21 protein-coding genes are annotated in these 25,961 nt (G+C 71.8%); 12 read left to right on the top strand and 9 right to left on the bottom strand.

From position 1 onward, the window contains the following. Positions 1-260 precede the first annotated feature (260 nt). The gene (locus tag ACZ6SA_RS46325; RefSeq protein WP_347649885.1) at positions 261-1,301 is read left to right on the top strand and encodes an AI-2E family transporter; all 1,041 of its coding nucleotides are present in this window, start codon (positions 261-263) and stop codon (positions 1,299-1,301) included. On the opposite strand, the gene ACZ6SA_RS46320 is transcribed toward ACZ6SA_RS46325, so the two are convergent. Then, positions 1,278-1,985, bottom strand: coding sequence for a DUF6597 domain-containing transcriptional factor (locus ACZ6SA_RS46320; protein ID WP_347649886.1), 708 nt, complete (start codon positions 1,983-1,985; stop codon positions 1,278-1,280). The genes ACZ6SA_RS46325 and ACZ6SA_RS46320 overlap by 24 nt on opposite strands. Positions 1,986-2,021: 36 nt before the next feature. Further along, a complete protein-coding gene (locus ACZ6SA_RS46315; protein WP_347649887.1) occupies positions 2,022-2,876 on the bottom strand; it encodes a hypothetical protein in 855 nt (284 codons plus the stop codon). Between the two features lie 446 nt (positions 2,877-3,322). On the opposite strand from ACZ6SA_RS46315, the gene erm reads away from it, so the two are divergent. Further along, positions 3,323-4,069: an ErmE/ErmH/ErmO/ErmR family 23S rRNA (adenine(2058)-N(6))-methyltransferase gene (gene erm, locus ACZ6SA_RS46310; protein WP_347649888.1), complete on the top strand. Its 747-nt coding sequence runs from the start codon at positions 3,323-3,325 to the stop codon at positions 4,067-4,069. Here the strand turns inward: erm and ACZ6SA_RS46305 are convergent. Continuing rightward, positions 4,058-5,452: a hypothetical protein gene (locus tag ACZ6SA_RS46305; RefSeq protein WP_347649889.1), complete on the bottom strand. Its 1,395-nt coding sequence runs from the start codon at positions 5,450-5,452 to the stop codon at positions 4,058-4,060. The genes erm and ACZ6SA_RS46305 overlap by 12 nt on opposite strands. Before the next feature lie 117 nt (positions 5,453-5,569). Here ACZ6SA_RS46305 and ACZ6SA_RS46300 point away from each other — a divergent pair, with 117 nt between their 5' ends. Further along, complete coding sequence (locus ACZ6SA_RS46300) at positions 5,570-7,150, top strand: molybdopterin-dependent oxidoreductase (RefSeq protein WP_347649890.1); 1,581 nt, start codon at positions 5,570-5,572, stop codon at positions 7,148-7,150. Here the strand turns inward: ACZ6SA_RS46300 and ACZ6SA_RS46295 are convergent. The 3 genes from ACZ6SA_RS46295 to ACZ6SA_RS46285 are packed head-to-tail and all read right to left on the bottom strand — an operon-like array spanning position 7,143 to position 11,983. Continuing rightward, positions 7,143-8,942, bottom strand: a complete 1,800-nt coding sequence (locus ACZ6SA_RS46295; RefSeq protein ID WP_465835618.1) for a chitinase — start codon at positions 8,940-8,942, stop codon at positions 7,143-7,145. The two genes, ACZ6SA_RS46300 and ACZ6SA_RS46295, sit on opposite strands and share 8 nt — an antisense overlap. A gap of 57 nt (positions 8,943-8,999) precedes the next feature. Beyond that, complete coding sequence (locus tag ACZ6SA_RS46290; protein ID WP_347649892.1) at positions 9,000-10,403, bottom strand: carbohydrate-binding protein; 1,404 nt, start codon at positions 10,401-10,403, stop codon at positions 9,000-9,002. A gap of 14 nt (positions 10,404-10,417) precedes the next feature. Next, positions 10,418-11,983, bottom strand: coding sequence for a chitinase (locus tag ACZ6SA_RS46285; RefSeq protein WP_347649893.1), 1,566 nt, complete (start codon positions 11,981-11,983; stop codon positions 10,418-10,420). A gap of 288 nt (positions 11,984-12,271) precedes the next feature. Here ACZ6SA_RS46285 and leuE point away from each other — a divergent pair, with 288 nt between their 5' ends. Together leuE and ACZ6SA_RS46275 are read left to right on the top strand one after the other, a co-directional pair. Further along, a complete protein-coding gene (leuE, locus tag ACZ6SA_RS46280; RefSeq protein WP_465835615.1) occupies positions 12,272-12,931 on the top strand; it encodes a leucine efflux protein LeuE in 660 nt (219 codons plus the stop codon). 214 nt (positions 12,932-13,145) lie between these two features. Beyond that, positions 13,146-13,787, top strand: a complete 642-nt coding sequence (locus tag ACZ6SA_RS46275) for a VC0807 family protein (RefSeq protein ID WP_347649895.1) — start codon at positions 13,146-13,148, stop codon at positions 13,785-13,787. On the opposite strand, the gene ACZ6SA_RS46270 is transcribed toward ACZ6SA_RS46275, so the two are convergent. Together ACZ6SA_RS46270 and ACZ6SA_RS46265 are read right to left on the bottom strand one after the other, a co-directional pair. After that, positions 13,695-14,669 carry a hypothetical protein gene (locus tag ACZ6SA_RS46270; protein ID WP_465835613.1) on the bottom strand — a complete coding sequence of 325 codons (975 nt, stop codon included), beginning with the start codon at positions 14,667-14,669 and terminating at the stop codon, positions 13,695-13,697. The two genes, ACZ6SA_RS46275 and ACZ6SA_RS46270, sit on opposite strands and share 93 nt — an antisense overlap. Beyond that, complete coding sequence (locus tag ACZ6SA_RS46265) at positions 14,659-15,873, bottom strand: sensor histidine kinase (protein ID WP_465835611.1); 1,215 nt, start codon at positions 15,871-15,873, stop codon at positions 14,659-14,661. Before ACZ6SA_RS46265 ends, ACZ6SA_RS46270 begins: the two co-directional genes overlap by 11 nt. Before the next feature lie 389 nt (positions 15,874-16,262). Between ACZ6SA_RS46265 and ACZ6SA_RS46260 the strand changes: the two genes are divergently transcribed. Genes ACZ6SA_RS46260 through ACZ6SA_RS46230 form a run of 7 tightly spaced genes read left to right on the top strand, consistent with a single transcriptional unit; the run spans position 16,263 to position 24,913 of the window. Continuing rightward, positions 16,263-16,880 (top strand): DedA family protein, encoded by a 618-nt coding sequence (locus ACZ6SA_RS46260; protein ID WP_347649898.1) that lies wholly within the window; start codon positions 16,263-16,265, stop codon positions 16,878-16,880. Positions 16,881-16,916: 36 nt separating this feature from the next. Continuing rightward, complete coding sequence (locus tag ACZ6SA_RS46255) at positions 16,917-17,729, top strand: DMT family transporter (RefSeq protein WP_347649899.1); 813 nt, start codon at positions 16,917-16,919, stop codon at positions 17,727-17,729. Positions 17,730-17,786: 57 nt separating this feature from the next. Next, a complete protein-coding gene (locus ACZ6SA_RS46250; protein ID WP_465835608.1) occupies positions 17,787-18,998 on the top strand; it encodes a glycosyltransferase in 1,212 nt (403 codons plus the stop codon). Then, a complete protein-coding gene (locus ACZ6SA_RS46245) occupies positions 18,995-19,672 on the top strand; it encodes a DUF998 domain-containing protein (RefSeq protein ID WP_347649901.1) in 678 nt (225 codons plus the stop codon). Before ACZ6SA_RS46250 ends, ACZ6SA_RS46245 begins: the two co-directional genes overlap by 4 nt. A gap of 48 nt (positions 19,673-19,720) precedes the next feature. After that, positions 19,721-20,536 carry a cytochrome P450 gene (locus ACZ6SA_RS46240; protein ID WP_465835606.1) on the top strand — a complete coding sequence of 272 codons (816 nt, stop codon included), beginning with the start codon at positions 19,721-19,723 and terminating at the stop codon, positions 20,534-20,536. Between the two features lie 7 nt (positions 20,537-20,543). Next, positions 20,544-23,369, top strand: a complete 2,826-nt coding sequence (locus ACZ6SA_RS46235; RefSeq protein ID WP_465835604.1) for an AfsR/SARP family transcriptional regulator — start codon at positions 20,544-20,546, stop codon at positions 23,367-23,369. 35 nt (positions 23,370-23,404) lie between these two features. After that, entirely contained in the window at positions 23,405-24,913 is a 1,509-nt protein-coding gene (locus ACZ6SA_RS46230; RefSeq protein WP_465835602.1) for an MFS transporter, read from the top strand. 22 nt (positions 24,914-24,935) lie between these two features. Here ACZ6SA_RS46230 and ACZ6SA_RS46225 read toward each other — a convergent pair whose 3' ends face one another. Beyond that, positions 24,936-25,859, bottom strand: coding sequence for a serine hydrolase (locus ACZ6SA_RS46225; protein WP_347649905.1), 924 nt, complete (start codon positions 25,857-25,859; stop codon positions 24,936-24,938). Positions 25,860-25,961: the final 102 nt, after the last annotated feature.

Below are 25,961 nucleotides of genomic sequence, written 5' to 3'. Positions count from 1 at the left end.
CCGTTCAAGTCCCTGTCAAATTGACCGGACCTGCACAACCTGCGGGAATTAAGCGCCGCCCCCTTTCGGAGACAACCCCTCTAACTTACCAGCCCTTCAGAGTGGACGCGAACATCCACGAGGTCGGTCAGTGTCTGGGGGTGGCCCCCGAGTGAGATCGGCGATCAACGCCGCTCTCGTGGGACTGCTGAACTCTATGTACGCCTCTCGGAACCGTCAAATCGGCGGTGCTCCCTGCGGGTACGGGTAGGTAGGGGGGCGTGCCAGATCAACCCGTCCCCAGGGCGCTCATCATCATGGTGGGAATCGCCGCCGCGGTGGTCGCCCTCTTCGGAATCCGCGAGGTCGCCTCGATCGTGGGCCCGGTCGTGCTGGCGCTCGTGCTCGTCATCGCCGTCTCGCCGGTGCGCACGTGGCTGGCCGCCAGGAGGGCGCCCACGTGGCTGCAGGTCGCCGTGCCCTTCCTCATCGTCGTGCTGGCGCTGCTGGGCATGGTCGGCATCCTGACGATCTCGGTCACCCAGCTCGTCTCGCTGCTGCCGGCGTACGCCGCACAGTTCGACCGGCTCCTCGCCGACACGCTGGCCTGGGCCGCCGCGCACGGCGTCAGCAACGACGTGCTCGACAAGATGTTGCAGGCGTTCGACGCGGGGTCGATCCTCGGCCTGGCGCAGAGCCTGCTCGGCAGCCTGATCGGCGTTCTTTCCGCGCTCTTCCTCATCATCGTGCTGCTGCTGGCCATGTGTCTCGACGCGCCTGTGACGTCGAAGGTCCTGACGACCGGTGAAGGCTATCGGCCGCAGCTGGTGACGGCGCTGGCCACGTTCGCGCACAAGACGCGGCGCTATCTGATCGTCTCGACCGTCTTCGGGCTGATCTGCGCGACCCTCGACGTGGTCGCCCTGTCGGTGCTGGACGTGCCGCTGCCGCTGCTCTGGGGCGTGCTGGCGCTCATCGCCAACTACATCCCGAACATCGGCTTCGTCATCGGGCTGGTGCCGCCCGCCATGCTCGCTCTGCTGGACGGCGGCGTGCAGACGATGGTGCTGGTCATCGTCGCCTACAGCGTCATCAACGTCGTGGTGCAGTCGTTCATCCTGCCCAAGTTCCTCGGGGACGCGGTGGGGCTCTCGACCACGATGACGTTCCTGTCGCTGATCGTGTGGACGTTCGTGCTGGGACCGCTGGGCGCGATCCTCGCCATCCCGCTGAGCCTGCTGACCCGGGCGCTGCTGATCGACAGCGATCCACGCGCCAGGTGGGCGCAGAGCCTCGTGTCAGGCGGACCGCCGCGCAGGTGAGAGCAGGCGGCGCATGGAGCCGCCGCTCAGCCGCCTGACGTCGTGGGACAGGTGGCTCTGGTCGGCATAACCGGCCGTGACGGCCGCCTCCGCCAGCGGGACGCCGGCACGGGCCAGGCCGAGTGCGCGCTGGAAACGCACGATGCGCTGGAGGGTCTTCGGCGCGTAGCCGAAGGAGGCCAGGCTGCGGCGGTGGAGCTGGCGCTCGCTGAAGCCGAGCTGCCAGGCCACCTCCGCGACCGTGCGGCCCTCGCGGAGCGCCCTCGTGATGGCGGAACCCGCGGGGTCGGCGCCCGTGGTCGCGGCCAGCCGCCGCCTCACCTCGGCGCGCATGGCGGCCGGCCGCGCGCCGGCTCGCGGGGCGGCCTCCTCGATGCGCTCGGCAGGGAAGGGCAGGTCGGACAGGGGGACGCGCCGGTCACGCAGCTCGTGGAGGGGCACGCCGAAGAAGTCGCCCACCGCGCCGGGACGGAACCGCACACCCGTGAACGTGTCACCCACCGCCATGGACGTCGGCATGGGCCCGGTGTCGGGGCCCGCCACGAACAGCCCGCGAGGGCCCCAGATGAGGTCGACGCAGGCGTCGGGCACGACGAGCTGGGTCTGCTCCGTCTCGCTGACCAGGTGCCACACGCAGGCGACACGGCCGGCGAGATCGGGGTCTGGAGGCCGTTCCGCGTACATGCCCTCAACATACGCGGCCTCACCGACAGAACGGCCTCACCCCTTCAGCCGTCCGTACGCGCGCAGTGTCTTCAGCTGGTGGACGGTGATGTAGCCGCCCCATTCGTGCGCCACCAGCGGCGTCCACATCAGCCAGTTGCCGTTCCAGCCGCCTTCCTCGGACTGGGCGGCGGCGAGCGCGTCGAGGTGAACGTCGAGGACGTCCTGCGTGAACAGCGGCAGCCGCAGCGGCTCCGGCGCGAAGTCCAGCGGGAAGTGCGCCTCCCCCGTGGCGTGGGGGTCGAGGACGACCGTCGCGAGGATGGCCTCCTTGATCCGGGCGAACTCGGCCTCCGCCCTGTCCCGGTCGGGCACCAGGTTGAGGAAGGTCACGACGGCGCGGGCTTCGTACGGATTCGTCTCGCCGATCTCGGCGATCCGCGACCAGCAGAACGCGGTCGCGGCGGCCAGCCACGGGTGGGTGCTGCCGTGCTTGTGGAGCAGCGCGGCGATCGACGCGGTGGGCACGAGACTGCCCGGAGGGTCGTCGGCCGTTTCCCACCATGGGGCTCTCGGCGTGTTCCTGACCGACGGCAGCACGAACGGCACGCCGCCGTCCTCGGCGCTGACCTGGGCGAGGTAGTCGCAGGCCGCGGGCACCATCGGGGAGTCGAAGGCGTCGAGCTCGTCGAGGATCCAGAACGCCACCTCGACCGGCTCGGGCTGGCTGCCCCGGCCTCTCAGGTCGGGCTCCAGCGCGTTGCCGAAGCCGCCGTCGGCGTTCTGGTAGCAGCGCAGCACGTCGAGCACCCGCTCACGCGGTCCGTCGCCGAACAGCGCCTCGAAGCGCAGCCGGTCGATCAGCCTGGCGTTCAGGTCCAGGTAGCGTCGTGCGCGGTCGAGCATGTCCATGTCGGCTGGTCCTTCAGAGGTGGAACGTCGGTCGTCACGGCGACGCTACCCAGGGCGAGGGCGGGAGTCTTGTCGGAATCGGATACGCGCCCGCGCGCGAGCGACGGCGGCACGACCGCTGGCCGCACGCACTCCATCGCGGTCCGGCCCTCGCCGGCGCGACCGATTAAATGTTTTGCCCAGTCGCCGAGGGTCGGCTTAGGGTCAGCCCCATGTCATGCATGTTCACCTGCCAGGTTTTCATCCGCATCCGCCGCAGCCGGGCTCTGGCCCGCTAGCGGACGCGATCACCTGAGGCTGGGCGTCCGCGCGCGTGCCCAGGGCCCTTCGAGCAACCCGTTGTCTCGAGGACCCGGAAGGGCAGTGCTGTGGCGCGGAATTACGCACACGGAAACTATTCACACACTCAGAAGAAGGCCAGGAACAGCGGTGACGGCCGCACGCCCGTGGATCGGGCGCGGCGCACGCTCTCGCAGAACTTCCTGGTCGACCGGCATGCCGTCGACCTGATGGTCAAGGCCGCCGGCCCGGAGGGGCTGGTGCTGGAGCCCGGCCCCGGCGAGGGCGCGCTCACCCTGGCGCTGGCCGAGGCGGGCGCCCAGGTGGTCGGCTACGAGGTCGATCCCCGGCTGGCCGGGCGCCTGGCCTCGCGCACCCGCAGCGACCCGAGGATCGACATCGTCAGGCGCGACTTCACCACCGTGAGGGCGCCGCGGGAGCCGTTCGCGGTCGTGGGGAACATCCCCTACTCGATCACGTCGAAGATCGTCGACTGGTGCCTGCGGGCACCGGCCCTGACCTCGGCCACGCTGCTCACGCAGCGGGAGTACGCCCGCAAGCGCGCGGGCGGCTACGGCCGCTGGAGCCTGGTCACGGTCGAGTCGTGGCCGTGGTTCAGCTGGAAGCTGGGCGACACGATCGGCAGGGAGAGCTTCCGGCCCGTCCCGTCGGTCGACTCGGCGATCCTGCGCATCCAGCGCAGGCCCGAGCCGCTCGTGAGCGGCGGCAGCTCCTACCAGGAGCTGGTCGAGGTGGGGTTCGGCGGCGTGGGCGGGTCGGTGCGCGCATCGCTGAAGGCGAGGTATGACGGGGTGGACACCGCGCTGGCGGCGGCCGGCGTGTCCCGCGACGCCGTCGTGGGACACGTGCACCCCGACCAGTGGATCACGTTGTGGGGGCGCCTATGCCGGTGACGTGATCCGCGACTCGCCGGAACACCCCTGAGACGGGACCCGACCTGGGGCCGTCGCCACGCGGCGGCGGCCCCAGGGCATGGCCAGGGCCAGGATCGGCAGCAGCAGGATCGAGGCGCGCGACCAGTCGGCGTGCTGCAGCCACCACCCGTTGAAGTCGAACTGCGTCATGTAGAGGTAGCCGTAGCCGGCCCACAGCGAGGCGCCGATGATGGCCGGCCAGGCGAACCTCGTGGGCCTGGCGACCAGGAACGGCATGAACCACATGAGGTATTGGGCGCCGAGCCGGGGCGTCATGACCATGAAGACCAGCAGCACGGCGATCGTCATGTCGACCGGGTCGGCCCGCCGCCAGTAGAGCACGGCGGCGACGACGCTCACGTAGATCAGCTTCGTGCCGAACGAGGCCAGGTCGGGCCGGAGCGCCCACTGCCCCTCGGTCAGCCACGGCGTCCAGCCCCATTCGCCGACGATGGGCCGGATGTCCTGGATGGTGTGGATGACCGCCGGGATCTGGTCGAGCGACGTGCCCGCGAAAATCGGCAGCGTCACCAGGAAGAAGACGGGCACCAGCCCGGTCGCGAACAGGGCCGCGACGCGGGCGCGCAGATGGGGCAGGAGCAGCAGCATGCCGGGGATCAGCCAGATGGGCCAGCTCTTGGCGCACAGCGCCAGGCCCATCAGCAGGCCCGCCAGCGCGCCCCGTCTGAGGTCGGCGCGGTCGTCCTCGCCCGGCAGCAGCGAGCGGTGCAGCATGCCCCCGCGGCCGATCACCCGTGGGACGGAGGCCCGGACGCCGTGCGCGGCCAGGCCCGCGCGCACCCTCGCGATCACGTCGGTGGTCATCCCGGGACGCTCGGGCGCGCCCGGCCCTCTGGCCACCACGAACGCGGCGACGCCGAACATCAGCGCGACCGGCTCGACCTGGCCATGGATGCAGGCGACCATCAGGGCGAGCGGGTTGAGCGCGTACTGGAAGGCCCGCAGCGACGCCTTGGGACCGCCGGCCAGCTTGGCCACCAGCGGGATGAGCACGATGTCGGCGACCACGGTGACCAGGCGCCCGGCGTATTCCCACGGGATGCCGAGCCACAGCAGGATGCCGTACGCGTAGGGGATCGTCGGCAGGAAGTGCCAGCCGCCCTCGCTGGCCAGCACCGGGTCCTCGCCCCGCAGCACGGCCTCGCCCGCGGGCTTGAAGCTCTCCACGAAGTCGACGGGCTGCCACGAATCGATCGCCGACGTGTACATGATCAGCACGCGTACGGCGATGCCCACGGCGACGGCGACAAGGAGCGGCGGCCGCCAGTCGCGCCACTGGGCGACGAGGGCGAGCACGACACCGGTGACGAGGACGATGCCCGTGAGAACTGCGTAATCCATGGCGAGATATAGCCTGCCGCACCCGGAGCGCCGCCGCCACCAGGGGTTCCGATTCTTATCCCCGACATGCCGACACGTATAGCGATACGGCATCACTCTTTGTGTTGAACTCTTCGCATGGGGGGATCGCAGGTCAACCAGGCACTGGTCAGGCTCTATTTCGAGGTGAGGAACGGGCTGCGCGACCCGGTCGCGGCCTGGGCGAAACTCACAGCCAACTCACAGGAACACCAGCGGGCCAGGGGTGAGCGGCGGGTGCCGCTCGACGACGCGACGGCCGCCGAGCTGGTGGCGGCGGCGATCGTGCACACCGCCGACGAGCACGGGCCCGAGCGGGTGGCGGCGCTGGCCAGCTCCCCGCTGGCGCGCCTGGTCGGCGAGCTCGGCGGTGCGGTGCTGACCGAGCACCCGTGCGCCCCCGAGCAGGTGCTGGGGCCGCGCTTCGCCGGTCCGTCACGCGCCGAGGACTGGGCGCGGGCGGCGTACGTGCTGCTGTGGGGTGAGAACAACCGGCTCGTACGCTCGGCGGACACGCCCTGGGTGATCGCCGGCCGCTACAAGGGCCAGAAGGTGGTCGCGATCGGCACGCATCCGACGCGGTTGTCCGACGAGACGCTGGTCGTGCGGCCCGGCACGGACGGCGCGCTGGCCATGGCCATGGGGCACGTGCTGCTCAAGGAGTTCTTCCTGGACCGCACGCCGTTCGCCGGGCAGGCGATGGAGCACACCGATCTGCCGCTCCTGGTACGGCTGCGCGACCGCGAGGAGGCGTACGTGCCGGGCGGGCTGACGGGCGGCGCCTGCGACCGGCTCAGCGTGTACGGCGGCGAGGCGGTGGAGGTGCTGCTGCCGCGCTTCGACGACGGCCCGGGGGTGCTGCGGCGCGGCGTGCCCGTGCTGCGCGAGGGCGGCGAGCTGGTGACGACGGTGTTCGACCTGCTGCTGGCCGTCTACGGGGTGGCCAGGCCCCGGCTGCCGGGCGTGTGGCCGCGCGGCTACGACGACCGTGCGGAGCCGTACACGCCGGCCTGGCAGGAGGCCTGCACCGGGGTGGCCGCGTCGCGGGCGGTGAAGATCGCGCGGGAGCTGGGCGTGACGGCGGAGAAGACGCGCGGCGAGTGCGTGATCGTGCCCGGGCGGCTGGAGACGCCGCATGCCGACACCGCCTACCGGGCGATGCTGGCGCTGCTGGTGCTCACCGGGTGCGGCGGCGGCTGGGCGCAGGCGGGCGGTGCGGGGGTTCCGCTGGTGCCGTACCTGTGCCTGCACGCCTGTGGCGAGGACCGCTCCGACGTGGGCGCGCTGAGCTGGGCGCTGGCCGACGGGTTGTTCGCGCACAAGACGTCGCGCTCGGTGCTGCTGGAGGCGGTGCGCGACGGCTGGCCGATGGCCCCGCCGCCGCGCGTGCTCGCCCTGCCGCGCCCCATCTACCCGCTGCCGCCCGACGTCGACCTGCTCATCGGGCCTGACGACCACTGCGACCTGTCCGCTCCTGACACGGAACTCGTGGTGGCGGCCGTGACGCGGATGATCGGCCGGGTCGCCCCCGCGGGGCCCGGCCGGGTGCCGCCCGCCGGGCGGATGCGGATGCTGGTGGACCACGCCTGGATGCACGAGTACGGCGAGGCCCTGCCCACCTACCGGCCGCCCGGCCTCGGCGTCCCGCTCAAGCCCACCCAGCTCGTCCGCGTCAGGTGAGCCCGTCCAGGTACGCCCGGTGGCTCCGGGAGAACTCGAACCCGTTGTGCCGGTCCCAGTTGATCGACCAAGCCATCAGGCCCCGCAGCCCCGGATAGACGCCACGCGGCCGGTACGTTCCGCAGCCGGTGCCCGTGGCCAGGCAGCCGAACGCCTTCTGCACCTCCGTCACGGTCGTGAATCCGTTGCCCGCGTTGACCGAGGCGGGCAGCCCGACGGCCACCTGGTCCTGGCGCAGCGGCGGGAACACGTTGCCGGCGTCGCCCATGATCGGGAAGCCGGCCAGCAGCATGTCGGTCATGGCGACGTGGAAGTCGTGCCCGCCCATGGTGTGGTACTGCCCGTCCAGGCCCATGATCGGCCCGGAGTTGTAGTCCTGCACGTGGAGCAGGGTGAGGTCGTCGCGCATCGCGTGGATGACCGGCAGGTAGGAGGCGCTTCTGGGGTCGGCGGCGCCGTTCGGGCCCGGCCCGTAGAACTGGTGGCCGAGCTGGACGAAGAACGTCTCCGGCGCCATCGTCAGCACGAATCCGTCGCCGTAGCGGCTCTTGAGGCTCTTCAGCGCCGCGATGAGGTTGACGACGACCGGCGTGGTCGGGGCGTCCAGGTCGGTGTCGCCCGGGTCGAGGTGGAGCGAGTGGCCTTCGAAGTCGATGTCCAGGCCGTCGAGCCCGTACCTGTCGATGACGGCCGAGACCGACTCGACGAACGCGTCGCGCGCCGCCGCGGTCGTGAGCTGCACCTGGCCGTTCTGGCCGCCGATCGAGATCAGCACCTTCTTGCCCTGCGCCTGCTTGGCCCTGATGGCGGCGGCGAAGTCGGCGTCGGACTCGACGCCGGGGCACTCGGCGGCCGGGCACAGGCTGAACCTGATGTCGCCCGAGGTGACCGAGGTGGGCTCGCCGAAGGCGAGGTTGATGACGTCCCATTCCTGCGGGACGTCGCTCATCCTGACGTATCCGGCTCCGTTGGCGAACGACGCGTGCAGGTACCCCACCAGCACCCGCTCGGGCAGCCCGCCGTCGCCCCCGTTCCCGGCGGCGGTGGTGGTGCCGCTCGCCTCGGGGCTGTAGGCGGAGCAGTTGCCCGCCGCGTCGCAGGCACGGACCCTGAAGCGGTACGTGGTGTCCGCGCTCAGCCCGGTCACCCGGTGGCTCGTCCCGGTGACGGCCACGGGCGAGCCGCCGTCGCGCGACACCTCGTAACGGGTGACGCCCACGTCGTCCGTGGCGGCCGACCAGGTGACGTCGAGGCTCGTGGCGGTGGCCCCGCCGGCGGACACGCCGCCCGGCACGCTGGGCGCCGAGGTGTCCTGCTCGCCGGAGGCGCCGTCGAGGACGACGTCGTCGGCGAGGTAGGGGCCCTGGCCGTACCATCCGTGCAGGTAGACGGTCACGGAGGTGGTGGACGGGCCCGTGGTGAAGGTCGTGTGCAGCCGGGTCCAGGCCGCGCCGGGCGAACCCCAGGTCTGCGGGTCGGCGCCGCCGGTACCCGTGGCGCCGAGGAAGACGTAACCGCCCTGGACCCAGGCCGACAGCGTGTACGCCGCCGACGGCCGCACGCTGACCTGCCGGCCGCATCGGGCGAGGTCGCTGCCCTGCGGGGTGGCCCGGAGCGCGGAGGCGCCGCCGCGCACGGGGGACGCCACCGCCTGCGCCCCGGCGGAACACGTCCAGCCGCTGAGGCCCGACTCGAAGCCGGGGTTGGGCAGGATGTTCGCGGCCTGGGCCGGGGCGGCGTGCAGCGTGGTGAGTCCCAGGACGAGCGCGGCCGTCGCCGCTCGGAGATTCATGACGTTCCTCCTGGCCCGGCCCGCCCCGGCGAAGGGGCGGGCCGGATTCGCGCGGGGTCAGAAGCCGGCGGTGGTCCTGGTGAACTCCCAGTCGGACTGCGCGATGCCGCTGCAGTTGGAGGTCACGCCGCCACCGGGGCAGGGCCGGTCACGGTTGACCGCCCAGTACGCGAGCCTGGTCAGGCCCTTGGACCTGGCCCAGTCGCGGATCTGCGTCCAGGTGCCGGGCGAGGTCAGCTCCTGCTGGTCGGACAGGCCGTTCATGCCGGAGATGCCCATGTGGGCGTACGCCTGGGCGTCGGACCAGCCGTACGCGTTCTTGAGCGCGTTCTTCAGGCCCTCGGAGGCGTTGACGGTGTCCTGGTAGATGTTGGAGCTGCCGAAGTCGAACGGCATGATCGTGAAGTTGTCGATCGGGACGCCGAGGGCCCTGGCCTGGTTGATGAGGCGGACGCCGTGGGCGTTCGGGCCGGTCCTGGTGGTGCCGAAGGTGACGACGATCTTGACGTTCGGGTTGTTCTGCCTGACGATCTTGAGGGCGTTCAGGATGCGGTCCTGGACCGTGTAGTTCTCGAACTCGTCGGTGTTCTCGATGTCGAAGTCGACGACGGCCGGGCCGACGGCGTTGATGACCTGCTGCACCGCGCCCGCGAACGCCTGCGGCGAGGAGCAGTTGGGGCCGAGCTTGTTGCCCTGCCAGCCGCCGAAGGAGATCTGGACGCTGCCGCCCTTCGACTTGATCGTGTTGATCGCCTGCTGGTCGGCGCCGCCGGTCAGCGGGCGCTGCCCGTCCCACGCCGGGGTGCAGCCGCCGCTGGACAGGATGAACGCCATGGTGAACGACTTGACGCCGGTGGCGTCCATCACGGCGCCGGGGTTGGGCGGGTTGCCCCAGCCCATGTAGAGGTAGGGGGCGCCGGGCATCTTGCTGGGGTTGTTACCGGTGCAGCCCGACGTGGTGGCGGTGGCGTCGCGGCCTGCCGACTCGCCCGCCGCGTTGTACGCCTTCACGGTGTAGGTGTGGGTCGTGCACGCGCCGAGCCCGGAGATGGTGGCGCTGGTACCGGTGACCTGGGCGCGCCGGGTCGAGCCCTCGTACACGCGGTAGCCCGTCACGGTGCCGCCGGCGGCGCCCCAGCGCAGCGAGATGCTCGAGTTGGTGACCGACGTGCTCACCGTGCCCGGCGTGCCGGGGGCGCCGGGATCGGGGTCCGGGTCGCCGCCCGAGGTGGGCTTCCAGAGCGCCGGCACGACGGGCGGCTCCCAGCCCGTCTGCGAGGTGTGGCCCTGCAGGCAGACGTAGTCGACGCCGTTGTAGGTGACGACCGCGCCGGTGGCGTACGCGGTCCCCGGGGCCCAGGCGGCGGCCATGTGCCGCACCGTGCCGGCGGCGTGGGCGGCGGGCCCGCTGGTGGCCAGGCCGGTCAGGGCGAGGGCGACGCCGGTGGCTAATGCGAGCATTTTGCGGCGAAATTTCATGGCATTCCCTGGAGGTGAGGCTTGACGGTCTTGGAGAAGGACCAGTTGTTGCTCGCGTCCCAGTTGATGGACCACGTCATCGCGCCCCTGATGTCCGGGTAGGCGCGCGGCGGCACGAAGGTCCCGCAGCCGGTCCGCTCGGCCAGGCAGTCGAGCGCCCGGTTGACGACCGAGGGCGGCACCACGCCCCCGTTCGCGGCGCCCGGCCCGGCCGGCAGGCCCAGCGCCACCTGGTCGGGACGGAGCCCGTTCTCGAGCTGGATGCAGGCCAGCGCGGTGATGAAGTCGACCGTGCCCTGCGCGTACGCGAAGGCCTGGTCGCACCCGAGCATCGAGCCGGAGTTGTAGAACTGCGTGTGGACGACGGTGAGGATGTCCTTGATGGACAGGGCGAGCTTGAAGTACTCCATCCCGGTCGACTGCATGTCGATGGTCTGCGGGGCCATGGTGATGATCAGCTCGGAACCGGCCTGGGCGCGCAGCGACCTCAGCGCCTGACCCATGTAGGTGGCGTTGAGACCGTTCTCCAGGTCGATGTCCACTCCGTCGAAGCCGTAGCTCCGCATCAGCGCGTACACCGAGTCGGCGAACCGCGTGGCGGCCGCGGCGCTCGCGACCTGCACGCGCCCGGCCTCGCCGCCGACCGACAGGATGACCTTCTTACCGCGCTGCTTCAGCGCCTGCACGTCCGCCCTGAACTGGGCGTCGGTGTAGCCGCCCAGCGCCGTGGCCAGTCCGGGGTCGACCCCGAACACGACCTCGCCCGGGGTGGCGGTGGCCTCGCCGAACGCCACCGCGATCAGGTCGTACTCGTCGGGCACGGCCGACAGCTTGAGCTCGACGGCGGGATTGACGAAGTTGTGCCAGTAGCCGGTGAGGAAGTGCCTGGGCAGCGTGCCGCTCTGGCAGCCGGCCGTGGTGAAGCCGAAGGGATCACCGGCGGGGCCGTCACCCGAGGCGTCCGTCGCGATGATCGTGACCGTGTGCGAGGTGCAGGGGCCCAGGCCGGTGAGCGTGTGCGTGGTGCCGGTGACGGTGACGGCAGCGCCACCGTCGAGCCGGACCTTGTAGCCGGTGGCGCCGGGGACGGCGCTCCAGCTCAGCGCGGCGCTGGTCGCGGTGGTGGAGGTCAGCGTGATGCCGCCGACCTCGCCGAGCCCGCCGGGATCCGCACCGGAGTCGCCGCAGGGAGCGCCGTTCAGCGTGCAGCCGGAGACCCCGGGGAAGTTGCCCGGGCTGCCGTTGAAGCCGAAGCTCACGCTCGCCCCTGCGGCCAGCGGCGACGCCCAGGACGGGTTGGTGAACGTGTAGTGCTGCCCGCTCCTCGACATGACCGCGTCCCACGCGGACGGGATGGAGAAGCCTGCCGGGACGTCGAACTGGACGTTCCAGCCGTTCATGGTGGTGGAGGTGCCGTTGGTGACGGTGACCCTGCCCTCGAAACCCGAACCCCAGTCGGAGACCTTGACGAAGGTCGCGGTGGCGGAGGCGGCGTGGGCGGGCGGGGCGGTCAGGCTGAGTGCGAGGGTCGCGAGCGCCAGGAGAATCGGCCGAAGTCTCACGGTTCTTCCTTGGGGGGTGTGCGTGCCGTACGCCTTGCGCCGGGGGGGTGAGAGCGCAAGGCGTACGGCACGGCCCGTGGGGAGGTGGCACGGGCGTCGGAGGTGTCAGCGCGAACCGGTGGATTCCATCTTTTAGGAAACTTTCCTAAGTATTCGCGGCGATCGTAACCTTGACTCAAGAGCCTTACAAGACCCAAACACGTCTCCGCCACACGAGACCATGAGGGTTGGACAAACCAGGCGATATCGTGATGTGTCACCAGCAAGCGTTCGCGGAGGGCAGCCCGCATGTTCTTCGGCATCACCGACTTCTGGGCCTACGTCATCGGCGCCTTCCTGATCATTCTGTTGCCGGGCCCGAACTCGCTGTACGTGCTCAGCCTCGCCGCCCGGCACGGTGTCCGGCAGGGCTACCGGGCCGCCGCGGGCGTGTTCGTCGGTGACACCGTGCTGATGGTCCTGGCGGCCGCCGGCGCCGCGTCCCTGCTCCGCTCCACCCCGCTGCTCTTCACCATCGTCAAGTACGCGGGCGCCGGCTACCTGGCCTGGATCGGCTTCCAGATGATCCGCGGCGCGGTGCGGGCCTGGCGGGCCGCCCCCGGCGGGGACGCCACCACGCGGCCCCAGGAGGAGCGCGAACGCCGCCTTCGGCCGTTCCTCAAGGCCCTGGGCATCAGCCTGCTCAACCCGAAGGCGATCCTGTTCTTCGTCTCGTTCTTCATCCAGTTCGTGGACCCCGCCTATCCGGCCCCCGCGCTGTCGTTCGCCATCCTGGGCGCGATCATCCAGGTGTTCAGCGTGCTCTACCTGACGGCCCTGATCTTCGGCGGCACGTTCCTGGCCGGCCAGTTCCGCCGGCACAGGAAGCTGGGCGCGGGGCTGACCTCGGGAGTCGGCGTCGTCTTCGTCGGGTTCGGCGCGAAGCTCGCCACCGCGTCACTCGGATGAACGCCAGGTTCAACACCCAGCCGAATCCGTATGGAACAGCGGGAACGTGCCGAAGGAGGCAGTCGCATCAGCCGGCCTCGGGTACGGTAGGCCACCGGCCCGCTTCCCGGGACGGCGCTGATGACGCTCTGGTTACCACGAGCGGTCCATCTGGAGAGCCTGGTCCTGCGAGGCCCGGGTAGTCGCTGATCGTCGGCCTATCTGCGGAGCAGCCTTGAACCACCCTCAGGTCACCCTTCCACGCCTCACGGCGCTCGCCCGGCAGGCTGCACCCAAGCTGCTCGAAAGCGTGGTGGCGCCGCTGGTGGTGTTCTACCTGGCCATGGTCGTCCTCGGATTCCAGTGGGCGCTCGTCATGACCGTCGCCTGGGTCTATTTCGGGGTGGCGTGGCGGCTGGTCAGGCGGATCAAGGTGCCCGCGACCATGTATCTGGCGGCGTTCGCGATCACCATCCGCGCGATCGTGGCCTTCTGGACCGGCACCTGGATGTGGTTCTTCATCCAGCCGGAGATGGGCACCATCTGCATCAGCATGGTCTTCCTCGCGTCCGTGCGGCTGAACAGGCCGCTCGTGCAGAAGCTCACGCTCGACTACATCCACCTGCCGTCGGCGGTGCTCAAACACGAGCGGGTGCGCAGGTTCTTCGCCAGGATCACGCTGCTGTGGGCGTTCGTGCTGCTGATGAACTCGTCTCTGAGCATCTGCCTGGCCGTCTACGAATATGTCGCGGGCTCGCTCGGCTCGTACATGGTGCTGCGGACGTCAGCGGTGGCCGTGATAAGCGGCCTGGCGATCACCATCTCGATCGTCGCCTTCAAGCGGCTCCTCAAGCGGCTGCACGTCGCCCACGCCTGACCGCTCGGCCAGCACGTACGCCCCGCTCATCCCCATGACCAGCCCGGTCAGCATGCCGAACAGCTCCACGAGGCCGACCGCTCCCGAGCCTCCACCGGCGAGCGGACCTCCGGCGAAGCTGACGATCATCGCGTAGAGGCCCCAGCCGAACAACGAGCCGGAGCCGAGCCAGACCGGCACGAGCAGCCGCCAGAACGGGCTGTTCCCGCGCCGCCGGACGACGGCCACGAACGCGACGGCCCCGGCGAGGGCGAGCAGCGCCTTGAACCCGTCCATGACGACCGCCACGGCGGGCGCGCCGAACGTCCACGACAGGCGCGCCCCGGCGACCACCGTGGTGACCAGCAGCGCTCCCCAGGCCACGACCCTCTGGAACGACTCGGCAGGGCCGGGGAAGGCGTGTCCGAGCCGCGCGGTGAAGATCGCGGGCCACCGGTCGCGGGCGTAGAGGACGAAGGTCGTCATCAGGCCGATGCCCTGCCCGACGAAACCGCCGTAGACCATCATGTAGACCCACGCCTCGATGGCGCCGCCGCTGAACACCGCGATCCCGTCGGTCGCCACCAGGATCGGCGCCGTGACGGTCACCACCGACAGCAGGCCCGTGCCCACCCACAGCGGCAGCAACACGAGCCAGGCCGGCAGCCGCATGCCCCAGCGCGTGGTGAAGGCCACCACCAGCAGCAGCCCGACGGCGTCCATGCCGAAGGTCATAGCGTTGAGCCCGACCATCGCCGCATCGTTCATCAGGTCCGGCTCGGTGACCCCGACGGAGCTTCCGGTCAGCCAGAGGATCTTCAGCGTGAGGTACGGGAGCATGGCGGCGACCGTCACGATCGCCGCGGTGACGCGGCCGATCGCCGGTCCCTGTTCAGTGGTCATGGAGGGAGCGTCGCGCGCCCGGCCGTTCGTCACCTCCCGAGCCGCGGGGATCCTCCTCCCCCGCGTGGGGGAGGGTCACGGCCAGCTCGTAGCCGCCCTCGGACATCGGGCCCGCGGTGAGGGAGCCGCCGGCCAGCCGTACGCGCTCGCGCAGGCCCGCCAGCCCGAGACCGCCGGGCTGCGCGGTGGGCCGGGAGCGCGGCGGCCCGTTGCGCACGGTGATCCGCTCGGGCGAGACGCCGACCTGCACGGCCGCTCCCGGCGCGTGCTTGGCGGCGTTGGTGATCCCTTCCTGGACCACCGCGCGTGCCAGGCCGGGCACCGCCCCGTGGATCAGGTCGAGGTCGACCTTCATGCCGGAGTCCCTGGCCCGGCGTACGAGCTCGGTCACGTCCTCGTCCGCGGGCGCCAGCGGCGGCGCGTCGGCATCCTCGCGCAGCAGCCCGATGATCTGGCGCAGCCGCTCGGTGGCGTCGGCGGCGGCGACCCGCAGCTCGCCCGCGGCCTTGACCTCGGTGGGGCCCAGCCCGGGAGCCAGCTCCAGCCCGGCCGCCCTGACCGCGATCAGCGCCAGGTCGTGTCCGAGCGAGTCGTGCATGTCGCGGGCGATCCTGGCCCGCTCGCGCAGCCTGGCCTGGGCCTCGACCGACAGCCTGGCCACCCGCCGCTGCTGGAGCAGCCTCCTCCTGAGCAGCCCGAGCAGGTAGGGCACCAGGTAGGTGCCGATGAGCGCGGTGGTCATGGAGAGCCACAGGGCCAGGTCACTGCCCCTGGCCAGGACCACGCCCACGCCCACGATCGTGACCAGGCAGAACGCCGCCGGCGCCGGCCAAGCCCTGGTCATGCGCCGCCCGGTGAGGTAGGCGTACCACACGATGAAGGGCGACGTGGGCAGCAGGGGAAGGATCTTCACGTTGCGCCGGGGCAGCAGCCAGCTCAGGTCCACGGTCGCGAATCCCTCGGTGAACTGCCACGGCCCGAGCGGCAGCAGCAGCACCAGGGCGGCCAGCGGCCAGCGCCGGCCGACCAGCACGGCCGCGGCAGCGAGCACCAGCCTGGGCACGGTGATCATCGCGAACCCCGCGGGGTCCAGGAAAGGGTCGGGCCCCATGGCGGACACGAAGACGCTGAGCACGGCCCACAGCAGCAGGTCGTAGACCAGCTTGCGGCGGGTCTCGCGGCGGAGGGGGCGCAGGTGCTTCACGGCGTCGACGTTATCCGCCGCGTGCCGGCCGGCGCCCTCCACGGACGGCAGGTGACACCCCTGACGAAAGTCGGGGTGGGGCTCGGGTCACCGCCGGAGTAGAGCTAACCCCACCGTGAAAGCGCCTATCTGCACTGGTGCCCGGAAGGGCCGATCCGGGTTGGATCAATGGTGTCATCGGAAGGTCGCACCGCGACCCTGACGAAAGTAGGGGGCGGTGCGTGCCGATCGTCCGATGTGCCGTGACCTGCGGAGTTTCTACCTTCATGGGGTACAGGCCCTGACCCGTATCGGGGATGGGCCCGCGTTCGACCGGGGGCATCCCCGATGTTCCCCACGGTCCAGCGCCGACACGCTATGTGAGTGCCCTGACGATCGGAGCCCCTGTTATGTCGCACGCCATTCTCGACCTGGTTCAACAGGCCATGGCGTCACCATGGTTGTACGCCGTGCTCTTCGGCCTGGCGTTGCTCGACGGGTTCTTCCCCATCGTGCCCGCCGAGACGTCGGTGATCACCGCCGGGGTGTTCGCGGCGTCCGGCGAGACGAACCTCGCGCTGGTGATCATCGTCGCGGCTCTGGGAGCTTTCGCGGGCGACCACATCTCCTACCTGATCGGCAAGACGTCAGGCGGGAGGCTGCGGGAGAAGAAGGCGTTCGTCTGGGCGCGCGGCGCCCTGGAAGAGCGGGGCGGGCTCGTGCTCGTCGTGGCCAGGTACATCCCCGGCGGGCGCACCGCGACCACGCTGACCATGGGCGCGGTCCGGCACCCGCTGCGCTCGTTCACGTTCTTCGACGTGATCGCGGCGAGCTCGTGGGCGGTGTACTCCGGCCTGATCGGCTTCTTCGGCGGGATGGCGTTCGAGAACGACCCCATCAAGGGCCTGCTGCTCGGGCTGGGCATCGCGGTGTCCGTCACCGCGGCCGTCGAGATCGTGCGGTGGATCAGGAAGCGCCGCGCCATCCAGCCTTCCCCTGAACGTCTTCCCACGGACACACCCGTTTGACCCTGCCCGGCGACCATCCGTCTGAAAGGAGTGCGCATGACTGTGCTGGCCGCGGTGATAGCCCTGGTCGGTTCGCTGTTCTTCGCGCTCGGAGCCGCCCTCCAGCAGTTCGAGGCGGTCGGCACCGCCAAGCCCGGGCTGCTCGCGCTGCTGCGCAGGCCGCGCTGGCTGATCGGCGGCGCCTCCATTCTCGCGGGTGGTGGCCTGCACATCGTCGCGCTCGGGCTGGGCCCGCTGACCATCGTCCAGCCGATGGGCGTGGCCAGCCTGCTGTTCGCCCTGCCCATCGCCGCCACGCTGCACGGCCGCAGGCCGTCGCGCAGGGAACTGGCTGCCGCCGGCGTGGTGGCGGCCGGGCTGATCGGCCTGGTCCTGCTGGTTCCCGAGTCGCACGGCCCCACCTACCTCAGCCCGACCGGCGTGCTCACGCTCCTGGGCGTGGCCGGCGTCGCCTCGGTCCTGCTGTGGGCCGGTTCGCGGGCGGTCTCGCCCGCGGGCCGGGCGGCGCTGCTGGCGACCAGCTCGGGCGTCCTGTACGGCGCCACCGCCACCCTCGTGCGCGTGCTGGTGGACGGCGCGTGGAACTGGTGGTACCTGCTGGCGCTGCCGATCCCCGCCCTGCTGGCGCTGATGATGCTCCAGCGCGCCTACGCCGTCGGGCACTTCGGCGTCTCGTTCGCCTCGCTGCAGATCGCCGACCCGCTGACCGCGGTGGCCTTCGGCGCGCTGCTGCTCGGCGAGCCGCTGCCGACCGGAGTCCTGCCGGTCGCGGCCGCCGCGCTCACCGCCGCCGGCACCGTCGCCCTGGCACGGACCAGCCCGCTGGAGGCACACCGCGACCTTGCCTGATCTGTCCCGTACGTCTCACCGGCCCTCCCCTGGCCTCTCATCATTGGAGTCACTCTCATGGCCATGCCCCTGCACAGCGTCACCGAGCAGCCGGCCCTCGCCCCGGCCGCCGAACGCCCACGCCGGATCCTGATCTCGAGCGACACCTACCCGCCCGACGTCAACGGCGCCGCCTACTTCACCCACCGCCTCGCCACCGGCCTGGCCGCGCGCGGCAACGAGGTGCACGTGGTCTGCCAGTCGGAGGTGGGACCGGCCAGCGCCGACGTGGAGGACGGCGTGGTGGTCCACCGGCTGCGCTCCGCTCCGCTGCTGGTCCACCCCACGATGCGGGTCACCGTGCCGACCAGGCTCGACCGCCTCATCGCCTCGATCGCCCCCGACGTGCTGCACACGCAGGGCCACTTCGTGGTGGGCCGGGCCGCCATCGCCGCCGCCCGCCGCGCGGGCGTGCCCGTGGTCGCCACCAACCACTTCATGCCCGACAACCTCTTCCAGTTCGGCCACATCCCCGAGCGGCTGCGGGCCAGGGCGGGCAAGCTGGCCTGGCGCGACTTCAGCCGGATCTTCAACCGCGCCGACCACATCACCACGCCCACCCCGCTGGCCGCCCACCTCCTGTCCGAACAGGGCTTCGGTCGCGAGGTGGAGCCGGTCTCCTGCGGCATCGACCTGACCAGGTTCCGCCCGCACTCCGAGCCCAAGGCGTGGGCCCGCAGGACGTTCGACCTCCCCGACCGGCCCACCGTCATGTTCGTCGGCCGCCTGGACGAGGAGAAGCGCATCGACGAGATCGTACGCGCGCTGCCGATCGTGCTGAACGACACCGACGCGCAGGCGGTGCTGGTCGGCCGGGGCAACCAGCGCATGGAGCTGGAGCGGCTGGCCAAGCGCATCGGCGTGGGCGATCGGGTGTTCTTCCTCGGCTTCGTGCCCGACGAGATCATGCCCCAGGCGTACGCGTCCGCCGACGTCTTCGCCATGCCGGGCATCGCCGAGCTGCAGAGCATCGCCACGCTGGAGGCCATGGCCACCGGGCTGCCCGTGGTGGCCGCCGACGCGATGGCGCTGCCGCACCTGGTGGACGGCAACGGCTACCTGTACCAGCCGGGTGACGTGGCCACGCTGGCCAGGCGCCTGACGGGCATCCTCACCGACGACGGCCTGCGCGCCAGGCTCGGCAAGGCCAGCCGCGAGCTGGCGCTCACCCACGACGACCAGACGTCGCTGGCCCGGTTTGAGACGATCTATGACGAGGTGGCGCTATGACCCGGCAGCAGACCGTGTGGGGCACCGTCATCGGCACGGTGGTGTCCTTCTGCGCCCTCGCCTACGCGGAGATCACCTTGCCCGTGCAGCCGCTGATCAGCGACTACGCGCTGGTCTCCGGCGGGTTGGCGCCCGTACTGATCGGGATGCTGGCACTCGCGGGAGCGTGCCTGAGTCTCGCGTACGGGCTGGCGTCCACGGAGCCGGCGCGCACCGCGGCCGCCCGTGTCCTGCTGCTGGCCGGCGCGGCGGGACTGATGATGAGCGCGATCTTCCCCACCGACCCAGGGTCGTCGCAGATCGGCACGCTCTCCGGGGAGATCCACCGCTGGGCGGCGGCCGTGGTCTTCACCTCGCTGCCGGTCGCCGGCTGGAGCCTGGCCAGGGGCCGCGCGGCGGCGCCCGGCTGGAACGCGGTCAAGGCCCTGAGCGTGACCTCCGCGCTGTCGCTGGCGTTCTACCTGGCGGCGCACCCGGCCTCCATCACCTCGCCGCTGATCGACGGCGCCGCCTACTACGGGCTGCTGGAGCGGGGGCTCGTGGTGGCCGAGATGCTGCTCATCGTGGTGATGGCGCTGGCCTTCGCCGGACGGCGGAGCGCCGCCCGGACCACGGCCCCCGCGAGGTCCGCCGAGGCCGGGCCGCCGGAGCGCCAGGAACGGCTGGCCGCCTGACGGCATGCTTCGAGCGCCGGCGAAACGATCCCGCTCTAGCGTGACGTCATGCACATCACCCGTCATGCCGAGGCCCGTGCCGTGCTCGACGACGCCGCGTACGTGCCGCCTCCCGTACGCCAGGACGGCGCGAAGGGGACGCTCGCCTGGCTGCGCGCCCAGGTGTCACGGTTCAGCACCGGTGAGATCCACGCCGGGCGGCGCCGAGCCCTGGTCGAGCTGCTGGCCGGGCTGGAGCCCGCCGAGCTGAGGCGGGCGGCCGCGGCCATGACCGAGGAGCGGGACGGCGACTGGCGGGGCGTCCCCACGGCCGTGCTCGCGTCCGCGCTCGGTGTCGAGGACACCGCCACCGTGTCCACCACCGTGTCCACCACCGTGTCCACCACCGTGTCCACCACCGTGTCCGCTGCGGCGTCCGGCTACCTGTCCGGCGAGGAGAGCCCGCAGGCCGACGCCGCCGTCGCGCAGTTGCTCACGCTGGCGGACGTTTCCGTGATCACCCTGCTGCTGCAGGGTCACGCCGCCACGGAAGGGCTGATCGAGAACGCGCTCCGGCACGCGAAGCCCGGCGACGACCCCTGGGCGCTGCTGGAGGAGACGCTCAGGCAGGACCCGCCGCTCAGGGCCACCCGCAGGCTCGACACGAGGACCGGTGAGACGGTGACGATCGACCTGGTGGCCGCCAACCGCGACCCCGACGTGTTCGCCGACGCCGAGAGGTTCGACCCCGCGCGCGGCCCGAGCCCGCACCTGACCTTCGGCTCCGGCATCCGCCCCTGCCCCGCGCCCGGCCACGCCCTCGCACTCGCCGCCGGTGTGCTCGACGCGCTGCTCGCTACATCCCGGCCGCCGCGCCCGCGATAATCGGGGTATGCGCTTCCAGATCCTCGGGCCCACCGCCGTGCTGGGCGAGGACGGCGAGCAGGTCGCGCTCGGGGGTCCCCGCGTGCGCGCCCTGCTGACCCTGCTCGCCCTGCACGCCGGCCGCATCGTCGGCGCGGAGCAACTCGTGGCCGGCATGTACGGCCCCAGCCCTCCTGAGGGCGAGGCCAACGCGCTGCAGTCGCAGGTGTCCCGGCTGCGCAGGGCGCTGGGCCGGCATCTGGTGGAGTTCCATCCGGCCGGATACCGGCTGGTGGCCGATCCGCAGGACGTCGACGCGTGCAGGTTCGAGCAGCTGGCGCGGGCGGGCGGGCAGGCCCTGGCCGGCGGCGACCCTGAGCGGGCGGCGGCGCTGCTGCGCGAGGCGCTGAACCTGTGGCGTGGCACCCCGCTCTCCGACGCCCCGCACGCGGTGGCCGCCGCGACGGCGCTGGAGGAGCTGCGCCTGTCGGCCACGGAAGACCGGGTGCAGGCCGACCTCGACCTGGGCAGGCACCGCGAGCTGGTCGCCGAGCTGAGCCGGCTCGCCGCCGCCCACCCGCTGCGCGAGCGGCTGCGGGCCCAGCTCATGCGCGCGCTCTACGGCAGCGGCCGCCAGGCGGAGGCGCTGGCCGTCTACGACGAGGCCAGGAAGCTGCTGGACGACGAGCTGGGGGTCGAGCCGGGAGCCGAGCTGGCCGCCGCGCACCTGGCCGTGCTCAGGGCCGACCCGGCGCTCGGCGCCTCGGCCGCGCCCGCGACCGGGCAGAGCTCGCGGCAGGGTCTGCGCGCCCAGCTCACCAGCTTCGTCGGCCGCGCCGACGAGCTCCAGCAGGTGGCGGCGAGACTGCGCGAGCACCGGCTCGTCACGCTGATCGGGCCGGGCGGCGCGGGCAAGACGCGCCTCGCGATCGAGGCGGCCGGCCAGGAGGCGGGCGACGTGTGCTTCGTGCCGCTCGCGCAGGTCTCCGACGGGGCCGACGTTCCGGCGGCCGTCCTCGCCGCGCTCGGCATCCGCGACGCCGTGACGCACGCCTCCGACCGGCCCGCCGTCGACCCGGCCACCAGGCTCGTCACCGCGCTGGCCGGCCGCAGGCTGCTGCTGGTCCTCGACAACTGCGAGCACCTCATCGCGGCCACCGCCGAGCTGACGGACCTGCTGCTGGCCTCCTCTCCCCGGCTGCGGGTGCTGGTGACCGGGCGGGAGGCACTCGGCATCACCGGCGAGTCGATCCTGCCGGTGGCGCCGCTGCGGTCGCCTCCGCCGGAGTCGGGCGACCCGCTCAGCTATCCCGCCGTCCGGCTGTTCGCCGACCGCGCCTCCGCCGTGGCGCCCGGCTTCGCCGTCGACGCGGGCAACGCCGCCCAGGTGGCGGGCATCTGCCGGGCGCTCGACGGGTTACCGCTGGCCATCGAGCTGGCCGCGGCGCGACTGCGCACACTCCCGCTGGCCGACATCGCGGCGCGGCTCGACGACCGGTTCCGGCTGCTGACCCGGGGGAGCCGCACGGCGCTGCCCCGGCACCAGACGCTGCGCGCGGTCGTCGCGTGGAGCTGGGACCTGCTCGACGAGGACGAGCAGCGGCTGGCCAGGAGGCTGACCGTGTTCGTGGGCGGCGCGCGGCCCACGGCGGCCGAGCGGGTGTGCGGGCTGCCGGAGGAGGTGCTGTTCTCGCTGGCGGAGAAGTCCCTGGTGCAGGTGGTCGACGGGCGCTACCGCATGCTCGACACGATCCGGGCCTACTGCGCCGAGAGGCTGGCCGAGTCCGGCGAGGTCGAGGCGATCCGCGACGCGCACGCCGGCTACTACCTCGACCTCGTCATGGAGGCCGACCCGTGGCTGCGCACGGGCGAGCAGCTGGAGTGGCTGGCCCGGTTCGACGAGGAAAGCGACGACGTCAACGCCGCCGTGCGCTGGACCACCGAGGCAGGGCGGCTGGAGGTCGCGTTGCGGCTGCTGGCCCACAGCGCCTGCTACTGGTGGATGCGCGGTCACCGCGCCACCAGCGCGGGCCTGGCCGCCGGGCTGCTGGCCGAGCTCGGCTCGCGGCGCCCGCCCGACCTGGACGAGGAATACGTCATGTGCGTGCTCGTCACGGCCTGGGCGGGAGGCGCCGACGACGGGCTGCGCGAGCGGCTGGCCGAGGTGCGCCGGCTGGTGAACTGGGACTACATGCCGGTGCGGATCGAGTTCATGATGATGTTGCTGTCGATGTTCACCGGGCCTCCCGGCGACTTCCGGGAGGCCTTCGACGAGATCAGACGGATCGTGCAGGAGCTCCCGCCCTGGCAGCAGGCGCTGTCCTACGTCGGCGCCGCGTTCGTCCTGCAGGCCCTCGACAGGCCCGAGGAGTCGCTGGCCCACTTCGAGCAGAGCCTGGCCGCGTTCAGGGCCATCGGCGAGCGCTGGGGCACGACGCTCGTGTTGTCCGGGCTCTGCGAGTTCCACCACGAGCGCGGCGACTACGACACCGCGTACGCGCTGGCCGACGAGGCACTGGCGATGGCGCGCGAGCTGGGCGCCACGACCGAGATCGCCGAGAGCCTGTGCCGCCGCGCCGACGCGCTGCTCTGCATGGACACCACGGACGCCGCGCAGGCCGACTACGTGCTCGCGGCCGAGCTGTCGAGCAGGAACGGCTCCATGGAGACCCTCGCGTGGGCGCACCTCGGCCTCGGCGAGGTGGCGCTGCGCCGCGGCGACCTCGACGAGGCGCAGGCGTTGCTCACCCGGGCGCGGGCCGAATGCCCCGACGACTGGTACAGCGCCGAGGACACCCGCACCCGCATCGCGGCCGGGCTGAGCGAGATCAGCCGGTTGGTCAGCGAGCGGTAGGCCGGCCGTCAGCCGCTCCCACGACCGTGAGCGGCATGACGAACAGATGGGCCGCGCTGGCGATCGCCTGCCTGGCCACACTCCTGCTCTCCCTCGACCTGACCGTCCTGCACCTCGCGCTGCCGCGCCTGGTGGCCGACCTGGGCGCCACCTCCACGCAGCTGTTGTGGATCGGCGACATGTACGGCTTCGCGCTGGCCGGCCTGCTCGTCACCATGGGCAACCTCGGCGACCGCATCGGCCGCAAGCGCCTGCTGCTGATCGGCGCGGTCGCGTTCGGCGCCGCCTCCGTGGTCACCGCGTACGCCCCCAGCCCCGAGCTGCTGATCGCGGCCAGGGCGCTGCTGGGCGTCGCCGGGGCGACGATCATGCCGTCCACGCTGTCGATCATCCGCAACGTGTTCACCGAGCCCGGCGAGCGGACCGCGGCCATCGGCGTCTGGAGCGGGATGAGCGCCGCGGGCTTCGCGATCGGCCCGGTCGTCGGCGGCGTGCTGCTCGATCACTTCTGGTGGGGCTCGGTGTTCCTGATCAACGTACCGATCATGCTGCTGGTGCTGGTGGGCGGCGCCCTGGTGCTGCCCGAGTCGCGCAACCCGGACGCGGGCCGGCTCGACCTGCCCAGCGTCGTCCTGTCCTTCAGCGGCGTCGTGACGGCCATCTACGCCGTCAAGGAGGCCGCGAACAAGGGGCTCGGCCACGCCGACGTGGCGGCCGCGGGCGTGGCCGGCGTGCTGCTGCTGGCGGTGTTCGTGTGGCGGCAGACGCGCCTGGCCGAACCGCTGATCGACGTGCGGCTCTTCCGCAGGAGGGCGTTCAGCGCGTCCATCGCCACGAACCTGCTGGCGATCTTCGCGATGTCGGCGATGATGCTGATGTTCGCGTGGTACCTGCAGCTCGTGCTCGGCTGGTCGCCGCTGCAGGCGGGGCTGGCCCAGCTGCCGGGCGGCCTGGCGGGCGCCGTCGGCGGGGTGCTGGCCGCCAAGCTGATCAACCTCATCGGCCGCAACGGCGTGGTCGCGCTCGGCCTGGCCATGAACGCGGGCTCGTTCCTCTACTACGCCACCCTCGGCACCGAGCTGAACTACCTCGCCCTGCTGCCCGTCATGGTGATCGGCGGCATGGGCGTCGGGTTCGCGTTCACGGTGAACAACGACAACGTGCTGGCCACCGCGCCCAGGGAACGGGCGGGGGCGGCGTCGGCGGTGTCGGAGACGGCGTTCGAGCTGGGCGGGGCGCTCGGCATCGCGATCCTCGGCACGGTGCTGACCAGCGCTTACCGGGCGAACCTGGAACTGCCCGCCGGGGTGGACGGCGCGGCCGCGAGGGAGTCGATCGCCGGGGCGCTGCAGACGGCCACCGGCCTGCCGCCCGGCCAGGCGGGCCAGCTCGTCCGGGCCGCGCAGGAGGCGTTCCTCGCGGGTGTGCATGTGACGTCGTTGGTCACGGCGGCGCTGCTGGCCGTGGTCGCGGGGCTGGCGCTGGCAGGGCTGCGCGGGGTGCCCAAAGAGATCCCTGAGGAGGCCCTGGCCCACCGGGCGTAGGCACCGAGGGGTGCCGCAAGGTTCAGGGGATGGGGTTGGTGGGGCAGGGGCGGGTGTAGGTCGGGGAGAGGCCGTCGAGGCGGGCGCCGATCGTACGGGCCACCCGCTCGATGGTCTGGACGCCCGCGCCGTGGCCGGGTTGCTGGTCGGTCTGGACCGACAGCAGCAGGTCGCGGCCGGGGCCCTGGATGCGGCCGTAGCTGGTGACGGCCCACGTGTTGTGGATGAACGGGCGCGGGGTCCAGCCGTTCTTCAGGGCCACCCGGTCGCCGGGCCGGGCCGCGGCGCTGACGCCCCACGCCTGCTCCTTGCGTACCCGGCCCATCAGCCCCAGCAGCAGCCGGCGATCGGCGGCGCGCAGCCCTTCGCCGCCGCCGATCAGGACGTCCAGCAGGCGGATGCGGTCGGCGGGGCTGGTGGTGGTGCCGCCCCAGTAGATGCCGGGCCCCGGTGTGGTCTCTCTCATCCCCATCCGCCGGTAGAAGGTGCTCATGGCGCCGCCCCCGCCCACCCGCGACCAGAGCGCGTCCGCCGCCTTGTTGTCGCTCTCCGTGATCATGCGTTCCGCCAGGTCGCGGTCTCCTTCGCTGAGGCCGCTCGCGTGGCGGCGCTGGAGCAGCGCGGCTACGATGTCCACCTTGGCGCCGCTGGCGGTGATGAGGTCGTGCCGGTGCTCGCCCTGGCCCAGGGTGATCCCGCTGACCAGGTCGTGGGCGCCGTACACGATGCGGCCTGGGCGGGTGCGCAGGTAGCGGGAGAGGTCGTGCTCGAGGCGCTGGCGGGCCACGCGCGCGGCCCGTTTATCAGGAAATTTCATGACGCATCGCGCCACCTTGACCGGCGCCTTGGCGGAGGCCCGCACCGCGACGGGCACGGTCGGCGCCCGCTCGGCGCCGCAGGCCGCCACGAGCGCCAGGCCCACCCAGGCCGCCCACTTTGTACGCATGCGCAACCCCCGTCGAGTCTGCAGGGGTTACGGGATTAATGCCCGATTCGGCGGCTTCATCCCTCACATGCGGTACTTTCCTGGACAGGCCTTCAGCACCTC

The organism is Nonomuraea sp. NPDC049378 (genome assembly GCF_055586745.1).
The sequence above is the reverse complement of the archived record's forward strand: the minus strand, read 5'-3'. Positions and strand labels throughout refer to the sequence as shown.